18 protein-coding genes are annotated in these 15345 nt (G+C 66.5%); 9 read left to right on the plus strand and 9 right to left on the minus strand.

Annotated features, from left to right (window positions below; translation table 11 throughout):
• Positions 1–162 precede the first annotated feature (162 nt).
• Entirely contained in the window at positions 163–1665 is a 1503-nt protein-coding gene (locus JNJ68_RS16810; protein WP_294984077.1) for a hypothetical protein, read from the plus strand.
• A 7-nt stretch (positions 1666–1672) separates the two neighbouring features.
• Here JNJ68_RS16810 and JNJ68_RS16815 read toward each other — a convergent pair whose 3' ends face one another.
• Entirely contained in the window at positions 1673–3496 is a 1824-nt protein-coding gene (locus JNJ68_RS16815; RefSeq protein WP_294984080.1) for an ABC transporter ATP-binding protein, read from the minus strand.
• A gap of 372 nt (positions 3497–3868) precedes the next feature.
• Here JNJ68_RS16815 and JNJ68_RS16820 point away from each other — a divergent pair, with 372 nt between their 5' ends.
• Both JNJ68_RS16820 and JNJ68_RS16825 read left to right on the plus strand, forming a co-directional pair.
• The gene (locus JNJ68_RS16820; RefSeq protein WP_294984083.1) at positions 3869–4126 is read left to right on the plus strand and encodes a hypothetical protein; all 258 of its coding nucleotides are present in this window, start codon (positions 3869–3871) and stop codon (positions 4124–4126) included.
• A 206-nt stretch (positions 4127–4332) separates the two neighbouring features.
• Positions 4333–4587, plus strand: coding sequence for a hypothetical protein (locus JNJ68_RS16825; RefSeq protein ID WP_294984085.1), 255 nt, complete (start codon positions 4333–4335; stop codon positions 4585–4587).
• Here the strand turns inward: JNJ68_RS16825 and JNJ68_RS16830 are convergent.
• From JNJ68_RS16830 to JNJ68_RS16840, 3 genes are all read right to left on the minus strand, one after another.
• Complete coding sequence (locus JNJ68_RS16830) at positions 4526–5218, minus strand: sugar transferase (RefSeq protein ID WP_294984087.1); 693 nt, start codon at positions 5216–5218, stop codon at positions 4526–4528. The two genes, JNJ68_RS16825 and JNJ68_RS16830, sit on opposite strands and share 62 nt — an antisense overlap.
• 548 nt (positions 5219–5766) lie before the next feature.
• Positions 5767–6348 carry an isopropylmalate isomerase gene (locus JNJ68_RS16835; RefSeq protein WP_294984090.1) on the minus strand — a complete coding sequence of 194 codons (582 nt, stop codon included), beginning with the start codon at positions 6346–6348 and terminating at the stop codon, positions 5767–5769.
• Between the two features lie 27 nt (positions 6349–6375).
• Complete coding sequence (locus JNJ68_RS16840; RefSeq protein ID WP_294984093.1) at positions 6376–7812, minus strand: mannose-1-phosphate guanylyltransferase/mannose-6-phosphate isomerase; 1437 nt, start codon at positions 7810–7812, stop codon at positions 6376–6378.
• Between the two features lie 270 nt (positions 7813–8082).
• On the opposite strand from JNJ68_RS16840, the gene hisB reads away from it, so the two are divergent.
• The gene (hisB, locus tag JNJ68_RS16845; protein ID WP_294984096.1) at positions 8083–8670 is read left to right on the plus strand and encodes an imidazoleglycerol-phosphate dehydratase HisB; all 588 of its coding nucleotides are present in this window, start codon (positions 8083–8085) and stop codon (positions 8668–8670) included.
• A 69-nt stretch (positions 8671–8739) separates the two neighbouring features.
• Positions 8740–9378 carry an imidazole glycerol phosphate synthase subunit HisH gene (hisH, locus tag JNJ68_RS16850; RefSeq protein ID WP_294984099.1) on the plus strand — a complete coding sequence of 213 codons (639 nt, stop codon included), beginning with the start codon at positions 8740–8742 and terminating at the stop codon, positions 9376–9378.
• Here the strand turns inward: hisH and JNJ68_RS16855 are convergent.
• From JNJ68_RS16855 to JNJ68_RS16865, 3 genes are all read right to left on the minus strand, one after another.
• On the minus strand, positions 9375–9779 hold the full coding sequence (locus JNJ68_RS16855) for a VOC family protein (RefSeq protein WP_294984102.1): 405 nt from the start codon (positions 9777–9779) through the stop codon (positions 9375–9377). The genes hisH and JNJ68_RS16855 overlap by 4 nt on opposite strands.
• Positions 9780–9810: 31 nt before the next feature.
• Entirely contained in the window at positions 9811–10686 is an 876-nt protein-coding gene (locus JNJ68_RS16860; RefSeq protein WP_294984105.1) for a DMT family transporter, read from the minus strand.
• Between the two features lie 63 nt (positions 10687–10749).
• A complete protein-coding gene (locus JNJ68_RS16865; RefSeq protein WP_294984108.1) occupies positions 10750–11139 on the minus strand; it encodes a DUF2147 domain-containing protein in 390 nt (129 codons plus the stop codon).
• Positions 11140–11278: 139 nt separating this feature from the next.
• Between JNJ68_RS16865 and hisA the strand changes: the two genes are divergently transcribed.
• Positions 11279–11998, plus strand: a complete 720-nt coding sequence (gene hisA, locus JNJ68_RS16870) for a 1-(5-phosphoribosyl)-5-[(5-phosphoribosylamino)methylideneamino]imidazole-4-carboxamide isomerase (protein WP_294984110.1) — start codon at positions 11279–11281, stop codon at positions 11996–11998.
• 76 nt (positions 11999–12074) lie between these two features.
• On the opposite strand, the gene JNJ68_RS16875 is transcribed toward hisA, so the two are convergent.
• A complete protein-coding gene (locus JNJ68_RS16875) occupies positions 12075–12995 on the minus strand; it encodes an HNH endonuclease (RefSeq protein ID WP_294984112.1) in 921 nt (306 codons plus the stop codon).
• Between the two features lie 200 nt (positions 12996–13195).
• On the opposite strand from JNJ68_RS16875, the gene JNJ68_RS16880 reads away from it, so the two are divergent.
• The 3 genes from JNJ68_RS16880 to JNJ68_RS16890 all read left to right on the plus strand — a co-directional run bounded on the left by JNJ68_RS16880 (position 13196) and on the right by JNJ68_RS16890 (position 14789).
• On the plus strand, positions 13196–13633 hold the full coding sequence (locus tag JNJ68_RS16880; RefSeq protein ID WP_294984115.1) for a DUF2867 domain-containing protein: 438 nt from the start codon (positions 13196–13198) through the stop codon (positions 13631–13633).
• A 92-nt stretch (positions 13634–13725) separates the two neighbouring features.
• Entirely contained in the window at positions 13726–14487 is a 762-nt protein-coding gene (gene hisF / locus JNJ68_RS16885; protein ID WP_294984118.1) for an imidazole glycerol phosphate synthase subunit HisF, read from the plus strand.
• Entirely contained in the window at positions 14484–14789 is a 306-nt protein-coding gene (locus tag JNJ68_RS16890) for a phosphoribosyl-ATP diphosphatase (protein ID WP_294984121.1), read from the plus strand. The genes hisF and JNJ68_RS16890 overlap by 4 nt, the downstream gene beginning before the upstream one ends.
• A 53-nt stretch (positions 14790–14842) precedes the next feature.
• Here JNJ68_RS16890 and JNJ68_RS16895 read toward each other — a convergent pair whose 3' ends face one another.
• The gene (locus tag JNJ68_RS16895) at positions 14843–15250 is read right to left on the minus strand and encodes a CoA-binding protein (protein WP_294984124.1); all 408 of its coding nucleotides are present in this window, start codon (positions 15248–15250) and stop codon (positions 14843–14845) included.
• Positions 15251–15345 lie beyond the last annotated feature (95 nt).

Here is a 15345-nt window from a genome sequence, read left to right on the forward strand (position 1 = left end):
CCGATCCATGCCCTTGCAAAAAAGCACAGATTCCGCCGGCCTCCAAGGGAAAGCGGGACCGGACCTTGGCACAATCCGGACGGATCGTGCACGGGGAATGCATTTTCCTCGACCGCCGAACCCGCTACAACCGGATCAGCCCCTTTCCGCAAGGCCGTCGGTATGCCGAACATCATTGCCTATCTGGCGCTTTTCATCTGGCCCATCGTCGCCATCCTGCTGTTCCGACTCCTGCCGCTCCAGAAGGCCCTGGTCTGGACGATCATCGGCGGCTACCTGCTGTTGCCTACCGCCACCTACATCAAGTTCCCGATGGTGCCGCCCATCGACAAGACCACGGTGACAAGCGTTCCGGCGCTGATCCTTTGCCTGCTGATGGCGCCGCGACAGCTGCCGAACCCGGCACCCCTGGCGCGAACCGGGCGGCATGTCTTCTTGCTGCTGTTCCTGGTCGTGATCACCTCGCCGGTGCTGACCGTGCTGCAAAACACCGAGCCGGTGATCAATGGCCGCGTCTTCATCCCCGGCCTGCGCCTGTACGACGCGATGAGCCTGATCTCGGAGCTTCTGGTGTCGCTCATCCCGCTCTGGCTTGGTCTGCGCTACCTGAACTCGCGCGACGGGCTGCGCACCATCCTTCAGGTGCTGGCGATCGGCGGCCTGGCCTACACCATCCCGGTCCTTTTCGAGGTGCGCTTCAGCCCACAGCTGCACACCTGGATCTATGGCTTCTTTCCGCACAGCTTCCTGCAACACATCCGCGAGGACGGCTTCCGACCGGTGGTCTTCCTGTCGCACGGGCTGCTGGTCGGCATCTATCTCTGCATCGCGTCTCTCGCCGCCGCCACGCTCTTCCGCGAGGCCCGGCGAGAGGGGCGCCCGGCAGTCTGGTGGTTCCTGTCGACGGTCTGGCTTCTGGGGGTGCTGTCCGTGTCGAAGAACTTCGGCGCGATGACCATCGCCCTGGTGCTGACGGCGGCGGTCCTCCTGCTCGGACGCCGACCGCAACTTATCATCGGGCTGGCGATCGCGACCGTGGTCATATTCTACCCGATCCTGCGCGGAGCGGGCTGGATTCCGGTCGATGCCGTTTACGAATACGTCCAGTCGATCAATCCCGACCGCGCCGACTCGCTGAAGTACCGGCTGGACAACGAAGACGCCGTGCTGGCCCGCGCCAGCGAAAAGCCGCTGCTCGGCTGGGGAAGCTGGGGGCGCGAACTCATCTACGATCCCGGCACCGGCAGGTTGCTCAGCATCGTCGACGGCATCTGGGTGCGCGTGATTGGCAGCTTTGGCTGGATCGGCTACATCGGCCGCTTCGGACTCTTGACCGCGCCGATCCTGCTCTTCGCCCTCAGACGCCGGTCGGTGGGCGATTCCTTCCTTCCCATCGGGCTGATCATCACGCTCGGCGCCACCTTGATCGACCTCCTGCCGAATTCGGGGCTGGTCAACTATGTCTGGCTCATGGCCGGTGCCGTGGCAGGCCATGCTCTGTGGTGGCGGGACCCTGACACGGAAGCGGCGGCCCAGGGCGACCCTGCCGGGCAGGTCGCGACGCAGCCCTTTGCCGCCCCGCCCCGCCCCGCCTGGCTGATGCCTGACACCGGACCGACGGGCAGGCGCGTCCCCCGCCCGCATGACACGAGCCGTCGCCGCTGATCCTGCGTCAGCCGACCTCGGTCGCCGCGGCATCGGACCCGCCGCTGACCATGCGGCGGAACGCTTCGCTCGTGGCCAGAAGCGCGTCATAGCTGCCCTGCGCCTGCAACTGGCCGCGTTCCATCAGGAAGATCGTGTCGCAGCTCTGCACCGTGGACAGCCGGTGGGCGATCAGGATGATCGTCTTGTCTGCCCGGATGCGCTGCACCGCCTCCATCACCTCGCGCTCGGTGACATTGTCCAGCGCCGAGGTCGCCTCGTCCATGATCAGCAGCGTCGGATCGCGATACATGGCGCGGGCGATGCCGATGCGCTGGCGCTGCCCGCCCGAAAGCCGCACGCCGCGCTCGCCCACCCGGGTGTCATAGCCCGCCGGCAGGTCCGACAGGATGAAATCATGCAGCGCCGCCACTCTTGCCGCCCGTTCGACAGCCATCCTGTCGATCTCGGCCCTGGGCACGCCAAAGGCGATGTTGGCGGCGATGGTGTCGTCGGTCAGGAAGATGGTCTGCGGCACATAGGCAATCGACGCCTGCCACGACCGCATGTTTTCCGCCGTCAACGCCGTACCATCCACCCTGATCGCGCCCGCATCCGGCGCAAGGAGGCCCAGGATCAGGTCGACCAGCGTCGTCTTGCCCGCGCCGGTGCCCCCGACGATGCCGACCGTGGTCCGCGCCGGGATGGCGAGATCGACGTCATGCAGCGTCGGCCGGTCCGCACTGTCATAGGCGAAACTCACCGCTTCAAGCGCAAGCTCGCGCTCCAGCCGCATCGGAGGCGATTGCGGCACCGGGGCCGGCAGCGGTCGCGGGCTTGCGGCGAAATCGGCGACGATGGCATCCAGCACCGGCCCGGCGCTGCGAATGGTGACCAGCCCGAAATATATCTGCTGCAACGATGGCAAGAGCCGCATCGTGGCGAGCGCGATCACCCCCAGCGTCGGGACGATCTCGGTCATGTTGCCGCCGTTGCGGAACAATAGCAGCAGGATCAGCGAAACCAGCGTGCCGAAGGTGATCGCTTCCAGCACGAAGCGCGGCATTTCGGCGACCAGCCCCATCCGCGTCATCGCCCTCGCGGACCTGTAGGCCTCGACAGAATAGCTTTGGACATAGACCTCCTCCAGGCCCATGACCTTCACATCCTTGATCCCTCCGGTCGCCTCCTTGGTGACCAGATAGCGGGCCTCCAGCGCCTCTTTCATGTCATTGCCGACACGCACCATCTGGCCACGGACACGAAGGTAGATCAGCGCATAGACCAGCCCAAGCACGCCGCCGCAAAACAGCGTCACCAGCGGGTCGACCATCAAGAGGAAGCCCAGGATCGAGATGGCCAGGATGCTGTTCGACACCAGGCGCAGGCTGGGGGTGATCACGCGCACGACCAGCCCGTCGACTTCGCTCAGCACGTTCTTTTCCAGTTCGGCGCTGTTGTGCTTCAGGAACCAGGGATAGGGGTGCCTCAGATACGCCGCCAGCAGGCGGGTCGAAATGGTATAACCCCGCATCATCGAGTAGCGGGTGATCGCATTGGTGCCCGCCGCCTTGATGGCAAGGCCGATGATGACGACGCCCAGCACACCCAGCGCAAGCGCAACCTGGAACCCGAAGGTGCTGGTGAAACCAAGCCGGTTGTAGACGAAGGACAGCGCAGACACCGTCTGGATCTTTTCGGGTGCCGAAATGACGTTCAGCAGCATCAGGACCGCCGAAAAGCCAGTGATCTCGGCGGCGGCGACCAAGAGCATGATGACAGCCAGCCACCAGAAATTCCGCCGCTCACGGGCATCGAGCAATGCGAACAGCTTTCGGTAGGTCGTGATCACTTGCCGTCCTCACACTCTGCGACCGCCGCACCTTGCTGCTGCGGCATGACAAAAGAAAGGCATTCCAACGCTGCAACCGGACTGGCAGACCACTCCCTGCCCGTCCGACAGTCGCTCAACAGGGTCACGGCCCGCCATGACCTCGGACCCGATCCAGCGCCTGAAGCCGAGGCGCGATTGCCATGAACTGAACCCCATTTCAACGGGTTATGCCGAATTCGCTCCCGGGCCGGCGCCGCAACCACCCCGAAGTGCGCGGAATCCACGTCATATCTCTTCAAGGTTGCAATCTGCGATACCGTTCCCATGATCTGTCCGCGCTCTCGCACGCCACTTCATGAAACGCAGATTCACCAAAACGCGGCCACAATCTTGCCACGCTATGCGAGCAGCCTGATCATGTTCTTCGCGTGGGGGTTGAAGCACATGGTCGCAGGTCTGGTTCTTGTTTCCGCGGCGGTCGGGATGGTGGCAATGGCCGCAGCCTTCCTCCTCTCGGTCCCGGTCTGGGTCGCTCTGCTCGGCTATCCGGTCGTGTGCAGCCTGACGCTCCTTCTCGCGGCAACGGTCTCCGGCCTCCGTGCAACCCAGCCTGCGCAGGCGGTGCAGATGCTGCACCCGCAGGCCTGACCGCTGGCCGCAATCGGCTTTCCGGGCGGGGCCTTGCTGGATTGACGTCGGTCCATCGGCCAAGTTTCGCCGGAACTGATCGGAAAGACACACCACCGGACTTGCGCTCACTGTTCCATCTCGACGCACTGCCCCACGCGACCTAAGCTATCGGCCTTGCGGGGTCGGGATTTCCAGAATGGATGGCTCCGACCGGGGAGACGGGGATGGCATTGGGGCTGGTACTGATCGCGATGCTTGGCGCCACCGGCGTCACCGCAACGCTTTTTGTCTACGGCTACCCGCTCTGGATCGTTGTGCTGGCCTATCCGCTGACCGGCAGCGTCATCCTGCTTCCCGGCGTGGCACTGTTCGGCTGGATCAGGCAGCATCCGCCTGCCGCGGGGCCGGATGGGCTGCTTACTTCCCGGTCGCCCGCAGCACCACATTCACAGTCGCCAGCAGGATCTTCAAATCCCTGAAGAACGACAGGTTGCGCTCGTAATCCGCGTCGAATTCGGCGCGCTGCGCGAAGGTCGACCCGTTGCGATCCGAAATCTGCCAGGTTCCGGTCAGGCCGGGGCGCAGCGCATAATAGGCATTGCCGGGATAAAGCTCCTGCTGGTCGACGAGCATCGGGCGCGGGCCGACCAGGCTCATGTCGCCGACCAGCACGTTCCAGAGCTGCGGCAACTCGTCCAACGAACTTTTGCGCAGGAACTGGCCGAACTCGGTGATCCGCGGATCGCGCGACAGTTTCTGGTAGGCGTCCCATTCCCGCCGTGCGGCATCGTCCCGCCGCAGATAGTCCTGGAGCCGGGCCTCGGCATCGGGGACCATGGTGCGCAGCTTCCAAAGCCGGAACGTGCGGCCACCAAGCCCCACCCGATCCTGCGTGAAAAACGGAGAATGGCCGGTCACCTTCAGCACCAGGACCAGCACAAGCACCACCGGCACAACGAAAGGCAGCGCCATCAGCACGAAGCCGACATCCATCCAACGCTTCAGCGTTCTGCGGTAAAGCGGTTCCTTCCGCGTGCGGACCCAGCCCTTGCTGACGGTCACAGACGGCCGCTCGAAATCGTGCTCGTCTATTCCAGAACGAACGTCCATCTGCAACGCCTCCGCAGGGGTGCCAATCGCTAAGCGAAATCTTCCCGACCCGGCCTCAATCCGCCGAGCCGTTTCAAAACATCGCACTCGCCACACTACACTTCACACTGTCTCTCTACCATCCGCCGGACCCTGCCGCAATGTGCCGCTAGGTAACAAAACCCGCAGAAAGTGGTTACTTCTCATTGGGTTACACGCTATGGTTGTATCTCGGAGAGCATCCATGAACAGAGGATTGCGCGCGGTTTTTCCGACGCCCGGCACCGCTCGCGCTTGCCGCGAAAAGGCTGCCATATCATTGCCATGATTTTCTTCGTTTTTTACCCAGTTCTTCAGAAATGCTTTCCCAGCCGCCCGCTCCGGGACTGTCCGCAAGGCCAAGAACCCGGAACGCGGCCACTCATTCCTGACACGAAATTATGCGGAATCTCGAAACGGTGAATTTTCCGTTAAAGGGAACCGTGCACCACATTCTCCCGGCTCCTGGCGCCCAACCCGGTCGGTCCCGGGGCCGGAAGTCGGAGCGGAGTCGATTCGCTCCCGCTTCCTCAGCCCGCCAGGACAGCCCGTCGCCGATGCGCGGCGACGATGGCGACCAGCGTCGGACCGGGCAGTTCCAGCAGCCAGTTGACCCTGATTCCCATCGCCCAGGTGCCGATCAGCCCGTCGACGTCATGGAAGCTCGCCGCGCGGATCAGCACGAAGCCGCTGACGAAGCCGATCCCCAGAAGCGCCGGCCAGACCCGGCCCAGGATTCCGCGCAAGAGCAGCGCCAGCAGGCCGATCGCCAGCACCGCCGCGACGGCGACCGCCAGGATGAAGCCGCGCTGCACCGCCTCGCGCATGTCGTACCAGCCCATCAGCCGCGCGTTGCAGCGGCCGATCGTGGTGAACAGCGTTTGCAGGTCCAGTTGCTTGTTGATCGCAAGGAAGAACAGCAGCAGCGACAGGATGCGCCAGAAGGTCCGCTCGCGCCGCGCGTCCGGCTCCGGCCCGTCCATCGCCTTCGTCGCCCGCGCGGCAAGGATCGCCGCAGCCAGATAGACCAGCACCGTGACCCAGCCCATCGCGCTGTTGTCGCCCAGGCCCGGGCTCCACTGGCTGAAGGCGCATTTCAGCGTGGTGATCATCCGGGCCTCCCGACCCACACAGCCGCCTCAGCGCGCGCCGCCCGTCTCGTCGCCGCGGGCATAGATGTCTTCGTAGCGGATGATGTCGTCCTCGCCCAGATAGGCGCCGGTCTGTACCTCGATCAAGACCACCGGCACCTTGCCCGGATTGGCCAGCCGATGCACCGCACCCAACGGCACATAGACCGACTGGTTCTCGCTCAGCAGCTTCACCTCGTCGCCCACAGTCACTTGCGCCGTTCCAGACACGACGATCCAGTGTTCCGCCCGGTGGATGTGGCTTTGCAGGCTCAGCGCCCCACCCGGCTTGACCACGATCCGCTTCACCTGGAAGCGGTCGGCCAGGGCCAGCGTCTCGAACCAGCCCCAAGGCCGGTGATCCCGCGGGAATACCTCCGCCTGCCGGATCGAGCGGGCCTTGAGCTGCGCCACCGCCGTCTTCACATCCTGCGCGCGCGACCGGTCCGCGACCAGAACCGCATCGGGCATCGCCACCACCACAAGGTCCTGCAAGCCGATTCCCACGACATGCTGGCCCTCGACCTCCGACCTGATCAGGCTGCCCTCGCAGTCGACGGCCGTCACCGCGCCCTGCGCCACCGTCCCGCCGCCGTTCTCGCGCCAGACCGCGTTCCAGTCGCCCAGGTCGGACCAGGCCGTGCCCAGCGGAACGACCTCGATGTTCGCCGCCTTTTCCATCACCGCAAAGTCGATGGAGATGTCGCGGACCCCGGACCAGGGCCCCTCGGCCAGCCGCAGGAAGTCCAGATCGGCCCGCGCCCCGGATACCGCCTCGCTGACCGGGTCGATCAGGTCAGCCGCGTGCTCGGCGAACGCCGCCAGCAGCGTGCGGGCCGAGACGAGGAAGATCCCGGCATTCCACAGGTAGCGCCCCTCGGCCAGCATCGCCTCGGCCTTGTCGAATGGCGGCTTTTCCACGAAGCGCTGCACCTTCTGCGCCGCGCCATCGACCGGCGCCGATCCCAGCTCGATCCAGCCATAGCCGGTTTCCGGACGGTCGGGGCGGACGCCGAAGGTCACGATCTGCCCCGCCACCGCGCGCGGCATCCCCGCCGCCACCGCCGCACGGAAAGCGTCGATATCCGGGATCGCATGGTCGGTCGGCATGACCAGCAGCAGGGCATCCGGATCGCGTTCCGCCAGGTGCAGCGCCGCCGCGAGGATCGCCGGCCCGGTGTTGCGTGCCGCCGGTTCGATCATGATTGCGGCGGGCGCAATACCTTCCGCCGCCAGTTGCTCGGCCACGATGAAGCGGAAGTCGGAATTGGTGATCACCAGCGGGCTGGCCACCCCCGACGCGCCCAGCATCCGGCTGGCCGCCGCCTGGAACAGCGTGCCCTGCCCGGCCAGCGGCACGAACTGCTTCGGAAAGCTCTTGCGCGACACCGGCCAAAGCCGCGTGCCCGACCCGCCACAGAGAAGAACCGGAAAGATCTCGGGCATGACCTGAAAGAACTCCAATTTTCGCCCGGCAACGCCATCCCGGGCCGTTCAGAATGTCTTGCGGTAAGTCTGGGCCATATCAAGACCAGAATCTGACCAAAGGGGATAAGCCTTTGTCCCGCGATTGCAACGGGGGGATTCCCGCGCCCCGCCCTATTGCGACATCCGGCTGCCCCGCGCACCCCCGCTTCTGCCGACAGTTGCACCCCGAACCGCCTTTCCCTTCCGCCCCCCACGTCCTATAACGCCCGCGTCATCAGGGAAACGCCCATGCGCCAGGCCACCGTCACCCGCACCACCGCCGAGACCGCGATCTCGGTCACTGTCAACCTCGATGGCACCGGCCGCCACGACTGCCAGACCGGCGTCGGTTTCTTCGATCACATGCTGGACCAGCTGGCCCGCCACAGCCTGATCGACCTCACAGTCCGCGCCAAGGGTGACCTCCACATCGACGACCACCATACGGTCGAGGACACCGGCATCGCGATCGGCCAGGCCTTGACACAGGCCCTCGGCGACAAGCGCGGCATCCGCCGCTACGGCCATTTCCGCCTCGCCATGGACGACGCCCAGATCGCCACCGCGCTGGACCTCTCCGCGCGGCCCTACCTGATCTGGACGGTCGATTTCCCGACACCCAAGATCGGCAGCTTCGACACCGAACTCGTCCGCGAATTCTTCCAGGCGCTTTCCACCCACGGCGGCATCACGCTTCACGTCGACAGGCTCCACGGCCTAAACAGCCACCACATCGCCGAGGCCGCGTTCAAATCCGTCGCGCGCGCCTTGCGGCAGGCGGTGGAGCCCGACCCCCGCCTCGGCGACGCGCTCCCCTCCACCAAAGGCGCGCTCTAGCCTTTCATACTGGCCCAAATATCCCCGCCGGAGGCTCCCGCCCTCTCCGCCCGCGCACCGGACAAAGCCATGCTCACCGCCCTCGTCGACTACGATTCCGGCAACCTCCACTCCGCCGAGAAAGCCTTCCAGCGCATGACGACAGAGGTCGGCGGCGGTGACATCCTCGTCACCTCCAAGCCCGACGACATCGCCCGCGCCGACCGCATCGTGCTCCCCGGCGACGGCGCCTTCCCCGCCTGCCGCGCTGCACTCGGGTCCTACGGCGGCCTCTTCGAGGCCATCGAAGAGGCCGTCATCCGGAAAGCCCGACCCTTCCTGGGCATCTGCGTGGGCATGCAGATGCTCGCCACCCGCGGCCACGAATACCGCCCGACCGAAGGCTTCGGCTGGATCCCCGGTGAGGTAGTGAAGATCGAACCCGAAGACCCCGGCCTGAAAGTCCCGCACATGGGCTGGAACGACCTGATCGTGGAACAGGCCCACCCGGTGCTGGACGGCATCGCCACCGGCGACCACGCCTATTTCGTCCACTCCTGGCACTTTCGGCCTGCCGACCCTGCGCACCGCCTCGCCTTCTGCGACTACGGCGGCCCGATCACCGCCATCGTCGGCCGGGACAACATCCTCGGCACCCAGTTCCACCCCGAGAAAAGCCAGGCCCCCGGCCTCCGCCTGATCGCCAATTTCCTGCGCTGGAAACCCTAGTCCCAGAGCCGCGGCTCGGCGAATTCCACCGAATTGCCCGCCGGATCGCGGACATACAGCGACCGCGCCCCGTTCGGCCAGTCGAACTCGGCCTCCGCCGCCACCCCGGCCACCACCAGCCGCTCACGCCAGTCCGCGATCTCCGCGCGTGAGGCCGCAAAGCACACATGCCCCGCCCCCCGCGCACCATGCACCGGCACCGGCAGCGCGGGATTGGCCGAAGACACCTCGGTCGCCTCTGGGTCGAAGACCAGCAGCACCCCCGCCCCTACGCGAAAGAACACATGCCGCCCCGGCACCTCGGCAATCACCGGCAGGTCCAGCAGCCCGCCATAAAACGCCTTCGCCGCCGCCAGATCGGTCGCATAGATCGCCGTCTCAAGGATCGCACCGGGTCGCATACCGCCATCCTGCGCCTGCACCCCCTCCCGGTCAACGCCGCCGGAAGAGCCGCCCGTCAATCACCGCCAGCCCCGCCAGGATCAGCCCCAGCCCTGCCAGCTGCCGCGCCTCCAGCCGCTCGCCCAGGACCAGCCAGCCTAGGCCCGCCGCCGAGATCGGGATCAGGAAGGTCACCAGCGACACCGCCGTCGCCCCCGCCTCAGCCAGGATGCGGAAGAAGATCAGGTAAGCCAGCGCCGAGGACAGGCTCGCCAGCCCCACCACCGCCATGACCGGCTCCCAGCCCGGCCAGCCCAGCGCCCAGGGCCGGTCCGCCAGCAGCCAGACCGGCAGCATCAGCGCCGAGCTTGCCGTCACCTGCCCGAAGGCCGTGGCCAACGGCGAAAGCCCCGCCGCGCGGAACCGCCGCCCCCAGACGCTCGCCACTGCATAGCTGAAGGCCGCCCCCAGGCAGGCGACCAGCGCCCAGCGCGTGCCCGCCATGCCACCATCCGCCAACATTGCCAGAACGCCCGCGAAGCCCAGCACCACGCCCAAGCCCCGCGCCGGGGCCAGCTTCTCGTCCGCCGTCGCCCAATGCGCCACCAGCACCGTGAAGACCGGCGTCATCGCATTCAGCACACTCGCCAGCGCCCCGGTGATCTGCCCCTGCGCCAGCACGAACAGCGTGAAGGGCACCGCGTTGTTCAAAAGTCCCATCACCAAGAGCGCAGGCCACATCTCCCTCGGCGGCAGCGCTGCCCCCGTCGCCCGCACCACGCCCCACAGGATCAGCGCCGCCAGCCCCACCCGACCCCAGACCACGGTCAGCGCGGGCAGCCCGGCCAGTGCCAGCTCGTTGAACAGAAACGACCCGCCCCACAGAAGGGACAGGGTCCAGAGCAAAAGCCAGTCACTGCCGCGCATCGCCACCCTCCTGCCCGCGCGACCCTGCCCCGGCGCGCAGCGAAAGACGACCCGATAGTTGCGCTACTTCACCCGCTTCCAGGTGCCCCCGTCGCGGCAGATGCCCAGCACGCAGCCCCTGACCTTCAGGCTGTCGCCCGACAGCGTCATGTCGCCGTTGTAGGTCTTGTCGCGGTCCGGCGAATAGATCTGCCCGTCGTCATAAAGCCCGTCGGGATAGGCCACCATGTCCCAGACGATCTTGCGGCCGATATTGTCGCTCTCGCGCTCCTTGCCCGCGCTGTCGAAGGCCCTGATCAGCACGCCGCAGAACGCAGGCCCGCAGGGCTTGATCTGCACATGGCCGAAGTTGCCGTTGTCGTCCTTCTTGGTCTGCCAGACCCCCTCGACCGGATCGGCCCAGGCCGCCCCCGCCAACATCGCCAGCCCGGCGGCAAAAGCGAAAACCTTCATCCTTGCGTCCTCCTCGCAATCTCCTCGGCCCGACTTTGCCCCAGCCGCGAATCCGATCAAGCGTGACGTCGGGTCGCTTCGCCCTCTTTCCATTCCGCGCCCCCCATGCCAAAGACCGCGCGACCCACGGAGCCTTCCAATGATCCTCTACCCCGCCATCGACCTGAAGGACGGCCAATGCGTCCGCCTCCTGCGCGGCGAGATGGCGGCGGCCACCGTCTTCGGCGACGACCCCGCCGCCCAGGCGCTGAAGTTCCAGGCGGCGGGCTGCGACTGGCTGCACCTCGTCGACCTGAACGGCGCCTTCGCCGGGCAACCGGTGAATGCCGCCGCCGTGGAAGCCATCCTGAAAGCCGTGAAGGTGCCGACTCAGCTCGGCGGCGGTATCCGAGACATGGCGACCATCGCGATGTGGCTGGAAAAGGGCCTCGCCCGCGTCATCCTCGGCACCGTGGCCGTCGAAAACCCCGCCCTCGTGCGCGAGGCCGCGAAGGCCTTCCCCGGAAAGGTCGCCGTCGGCATCGACGCCCGCAAGGGCCGCGTGGCCACCAAGGGCTGGGCGACCGAAACCGACGTGATGGCCACCGACCTCGCCCGCAGCTTCCAGGATGACGGCGTCGCCGCGATCATCTACACCGACATCGACCGCGACGGCGCCATGCAGGGCCCGAACATTGAGGCGACCGAAGCCCTCGCCCGCGCGGTGTCGATCCCGGTCATCGCCTCGGGCGGGGTCTCGCGCATGGAGGACCTGATCGCGCTGCGCGACACCCGCGTCATCGCCGGGGCGATCTCCGGCCGCGCGCTCTATGACGGCGCGATCGACCTGACCGAGGCGCTGAAAGCCCTCAGGTCCTGACCCGGACGCTCCTCGTTCGGCTTCGCCTCCTCGTCGCGAGGAGACGTGCGTCATCGACGAGCAGACGCGGCGATCTTCACTCCCAAGGCTGCGGCCCCTCCAGCGGAACCTGCCCGAAGACATTCTCCCGATGCCAGCGAAGGTTCTCCGGATGCCGCCGGTCGCGCGGGTCTGCGGGCAGACACAGCTTTCCGGACGCCACGATCAGACGATCCGAGACCTCGCGCGGCACCTTGTTGCGCGACACCAGGATCGTCCAGTCGTCAGCCACCGAAAGAAGCCCCCGGTCGAACATCCAGTGCAGCGTTCCCGACAGGGCCAGCCCGTTGCGTACGGCATCGCTCCCCTGCCGCTCTACCGGCCGGATATGCGCCGCGTTGACCTCGGGTCGTCCGCCCCCGTTGCGCAACCGCAGGCCGGACATGGCGCAGCGATAGTCATAGGCCGTCCGAACCTTTCGCCGGAAGGCCACGTCGCGATAGGGGCGGCTCATCAACCGCTCGATCACCGGGCGCTCGAAAGGCGCAGTGGCCTCGTCGGCCTCAAATGGCACCCTGTCGTAACGTGTCGCTTCGATCTGCTCCAGATCGACAGGCAAGCCCCGCCGGACGATGGCCGCGAACTCCCCCTCGGGCAAACGGCGCACTGCCGATTGCTGCGCCCCGCCCGCCTTTGCCCCACCATCTGCTGCGGTCAGCGCAACCTCCCAGGGCTGCCCCGCAACCAACCGGGGCACCTCCTCGGTAAACTCCAGGTAGCTTTCCGGCTCGATCAAGGCGAGATACCTGCCATCGACGCCTGGCTTCGGTATCACCTGCGCGATCTTCGCCACAGCAAAGTATCCACGCGGCCCGGCCTTGACCGGCTCGTAATAGACCACCCAATCCCCCACACCCTCCTCCACCGCCTTCAGATAGGCGCGGGGAAAGTCGTATCGCTCGTCGGGCACATCCTCGTAGACCGAATCCGCCCGGTGCAGAAGAACCAGCTTGGTCATGCCGCCAGGAAACCATGCGGGTGCAACCCCCGCAACCGCCACAGCGCCCCGCCTGTGACCCACGCCTGGGAGGGGTGGGGGGTGGGGGCAGCCCCGTCACGACACGGCGACGTCCTCCTCAAGGATGGATATCCCTTTCTGCCCCCCCGCGACCGAACGCCTCCTTGCCGACCCCGAAGCTTCGATTCACCCTCCCCCCCATGATCCTTACCGACACCCTGCCCTCCGCCTCCTCCCTCTGGTCCCTGCACCAGCCCGGAGACTTCCTCGACTGCTACTCGGTCGCCTCCATCCTTTCCCCCCGCGAGGCCGCCACGCGCGGCCTCACCCTTCCCCCTTGGGCGCGCGGTCTCCTGGCGCTCCGGAATGCCATCGTCCACCCCTTCGGCCTCAAGACCGGCGAGCCCGGCCAGCCGCTCTTTCCGACTTGCCACGAAAGCGCGGACGAGCTTGTCCTCGGCACCGATGACCGCCATCTCGATTTCCGGATCGGCGTCTTCCGTCAGGAGGGGCGCATCTACCTGTCGACCTGGGTTCGCCCGCACAATCTCTGGGGCCGCGCCTATCTGGCCTGTGTCATGCCGTTTCACATCCTGATTTCGCGCGGGGCCGTGGCGCGGATGGACACAAGCGGTTAACCATCGCATTTCCAATCCGTTAACGACCACGATGGACACCCCGACCCTCGAACCCGCTTGCCTTTCCCGCCCCCGCACGGCATTCCTGCCCCATGCTGAAGACCCGCATCATCCCCTGCCTTGACGTGGCCGACGGCCGCGTGGTGAAGGGCGTCAACTTCGTCGACCTGGTCGACGCAGGCGACCCGGTGGAGGCTGCCAAGGCCTACGATGCCGCAGGCGCTGACGAACTCTGCTTCCTCGACATCATGGCGACCGAGGACAACCGCGCCACGATGTACGACCTCGTGACCCGCACCGCCGAGCAGTGCTTCATGCCCCTCACCGTCGGCGGCGGCGTGCGGTCGCCCGAGGACGTGCGGAAACTCCTCCTCGCGGGCGCCGACAAGGTCAGCTTCAACTCCGCCGCCGTGGCCGACCCCGACGTCGTGGCCCGGGCCGCCGACCGCTTCGGCAGCCAGTGCATCGTCGTCGCCGTCGACGCGAAGACCGTTTCCCCCGGAAAATGGGAAATCTTCACCCACGGCGGCCGCCGCGCCACCGGGATCGATGCCGTCGACTTCGCCCGGACGGTGGCCGCCAAGGGGGCCGGAGAGATCCTGCTGACCAGCATGGACCGCGACGGCACGAAACAGGGGTTCAACATCCCCCTCACCCGCGCCATCGCCGATGCAGTCAGCATCCCGGTCATTGCCAGCGGCGGGGTCGGCACGCTCGATCACCTGGTCGAGGGCATCACCGAGGGCCATGCCAGCGCCGTCCTCGCCGCCTCGATCTTCCATTTCGGAACCTTCACCATAGGTCAGGCAAAGGCCCATATGGCCGCCGCCGGCATCCCCGTGAGGTTGTCATGAGCCTGGAAACCCTTGCCGCCACCATCGCCGCCCGCAAGGGGGCCGACCCGGAAACCTCCTGGACCGCCAAGCTCCTTGCCAAAGGCCCAGAGAAATGCGCCGAGAAATTCGGGGAAGAGGCCATCGAGGCGATCATCGAGGCGGTCAAGGGCGACCGCGCCCGGCTGACGTCAGAGGCGGCGGACGTGCTCTACCACCTCCTCGTCATGCTCGCCGCACGGGACGTGACGCTGGCGGATGTGGTCGCAGAACTGGACCGCCGCGAAGGCACGTCCGGGATCGAGGAAAAAGCCAAGCGCTGACCAAATTTCTTACTCAAGAAATTTGTCAAAATCCTTGCTTAAGGATCTCATTCTCAAAGCCCCAGCCGCGGGATCTCGATCGCCGGGCAGCGGTTCATCACCACCTGCACTCCCGCCGCCCGCGCCCGGGCCGCCGCCGCCTCGTCCATGACGCCCAGCTGCATCCACACCACCTTCGCGCCCAGCCGCACCGCTTCGTCGGCCACCGCGCCCGCCTCTTCGCTCCGGCGGAAGATGTCGACCATGTCCACCGGCCCCGCTTCGGCCAGCGTCGCCACCACTCTCTCCCCCAGCGCCGCCTGCCCCGCCTGGCCCGGATTGACCGGGATCACCCGGTAGCCCCGCCGCTTCAGGAAGGCCGCGACCCCGTGGCTCGGGCGGTCGGGCTTCGGCGACCAGCCGACGACGGCGATGGTCTTCACGCGGGTCAGGATGTCACGGATCTCGGCATCGGTGGTCATGGTCACTCCCGAAAGAAAAAGGGCGCCCGGGTCAAGCCCGAACGCCCAGTCGCGGAACGAGGGACAGTGAAGAGAGTACGGGGTTCCGGTCCCGT

Source organism: Tabrizicola sp., from assembly GCF_016793705.1.
Lineage (GTDB): Bacteria > Pseudomonadota > Alphaproteobacteria > Rhodobacterales > Rhodobacteraceae > Tabrizicola.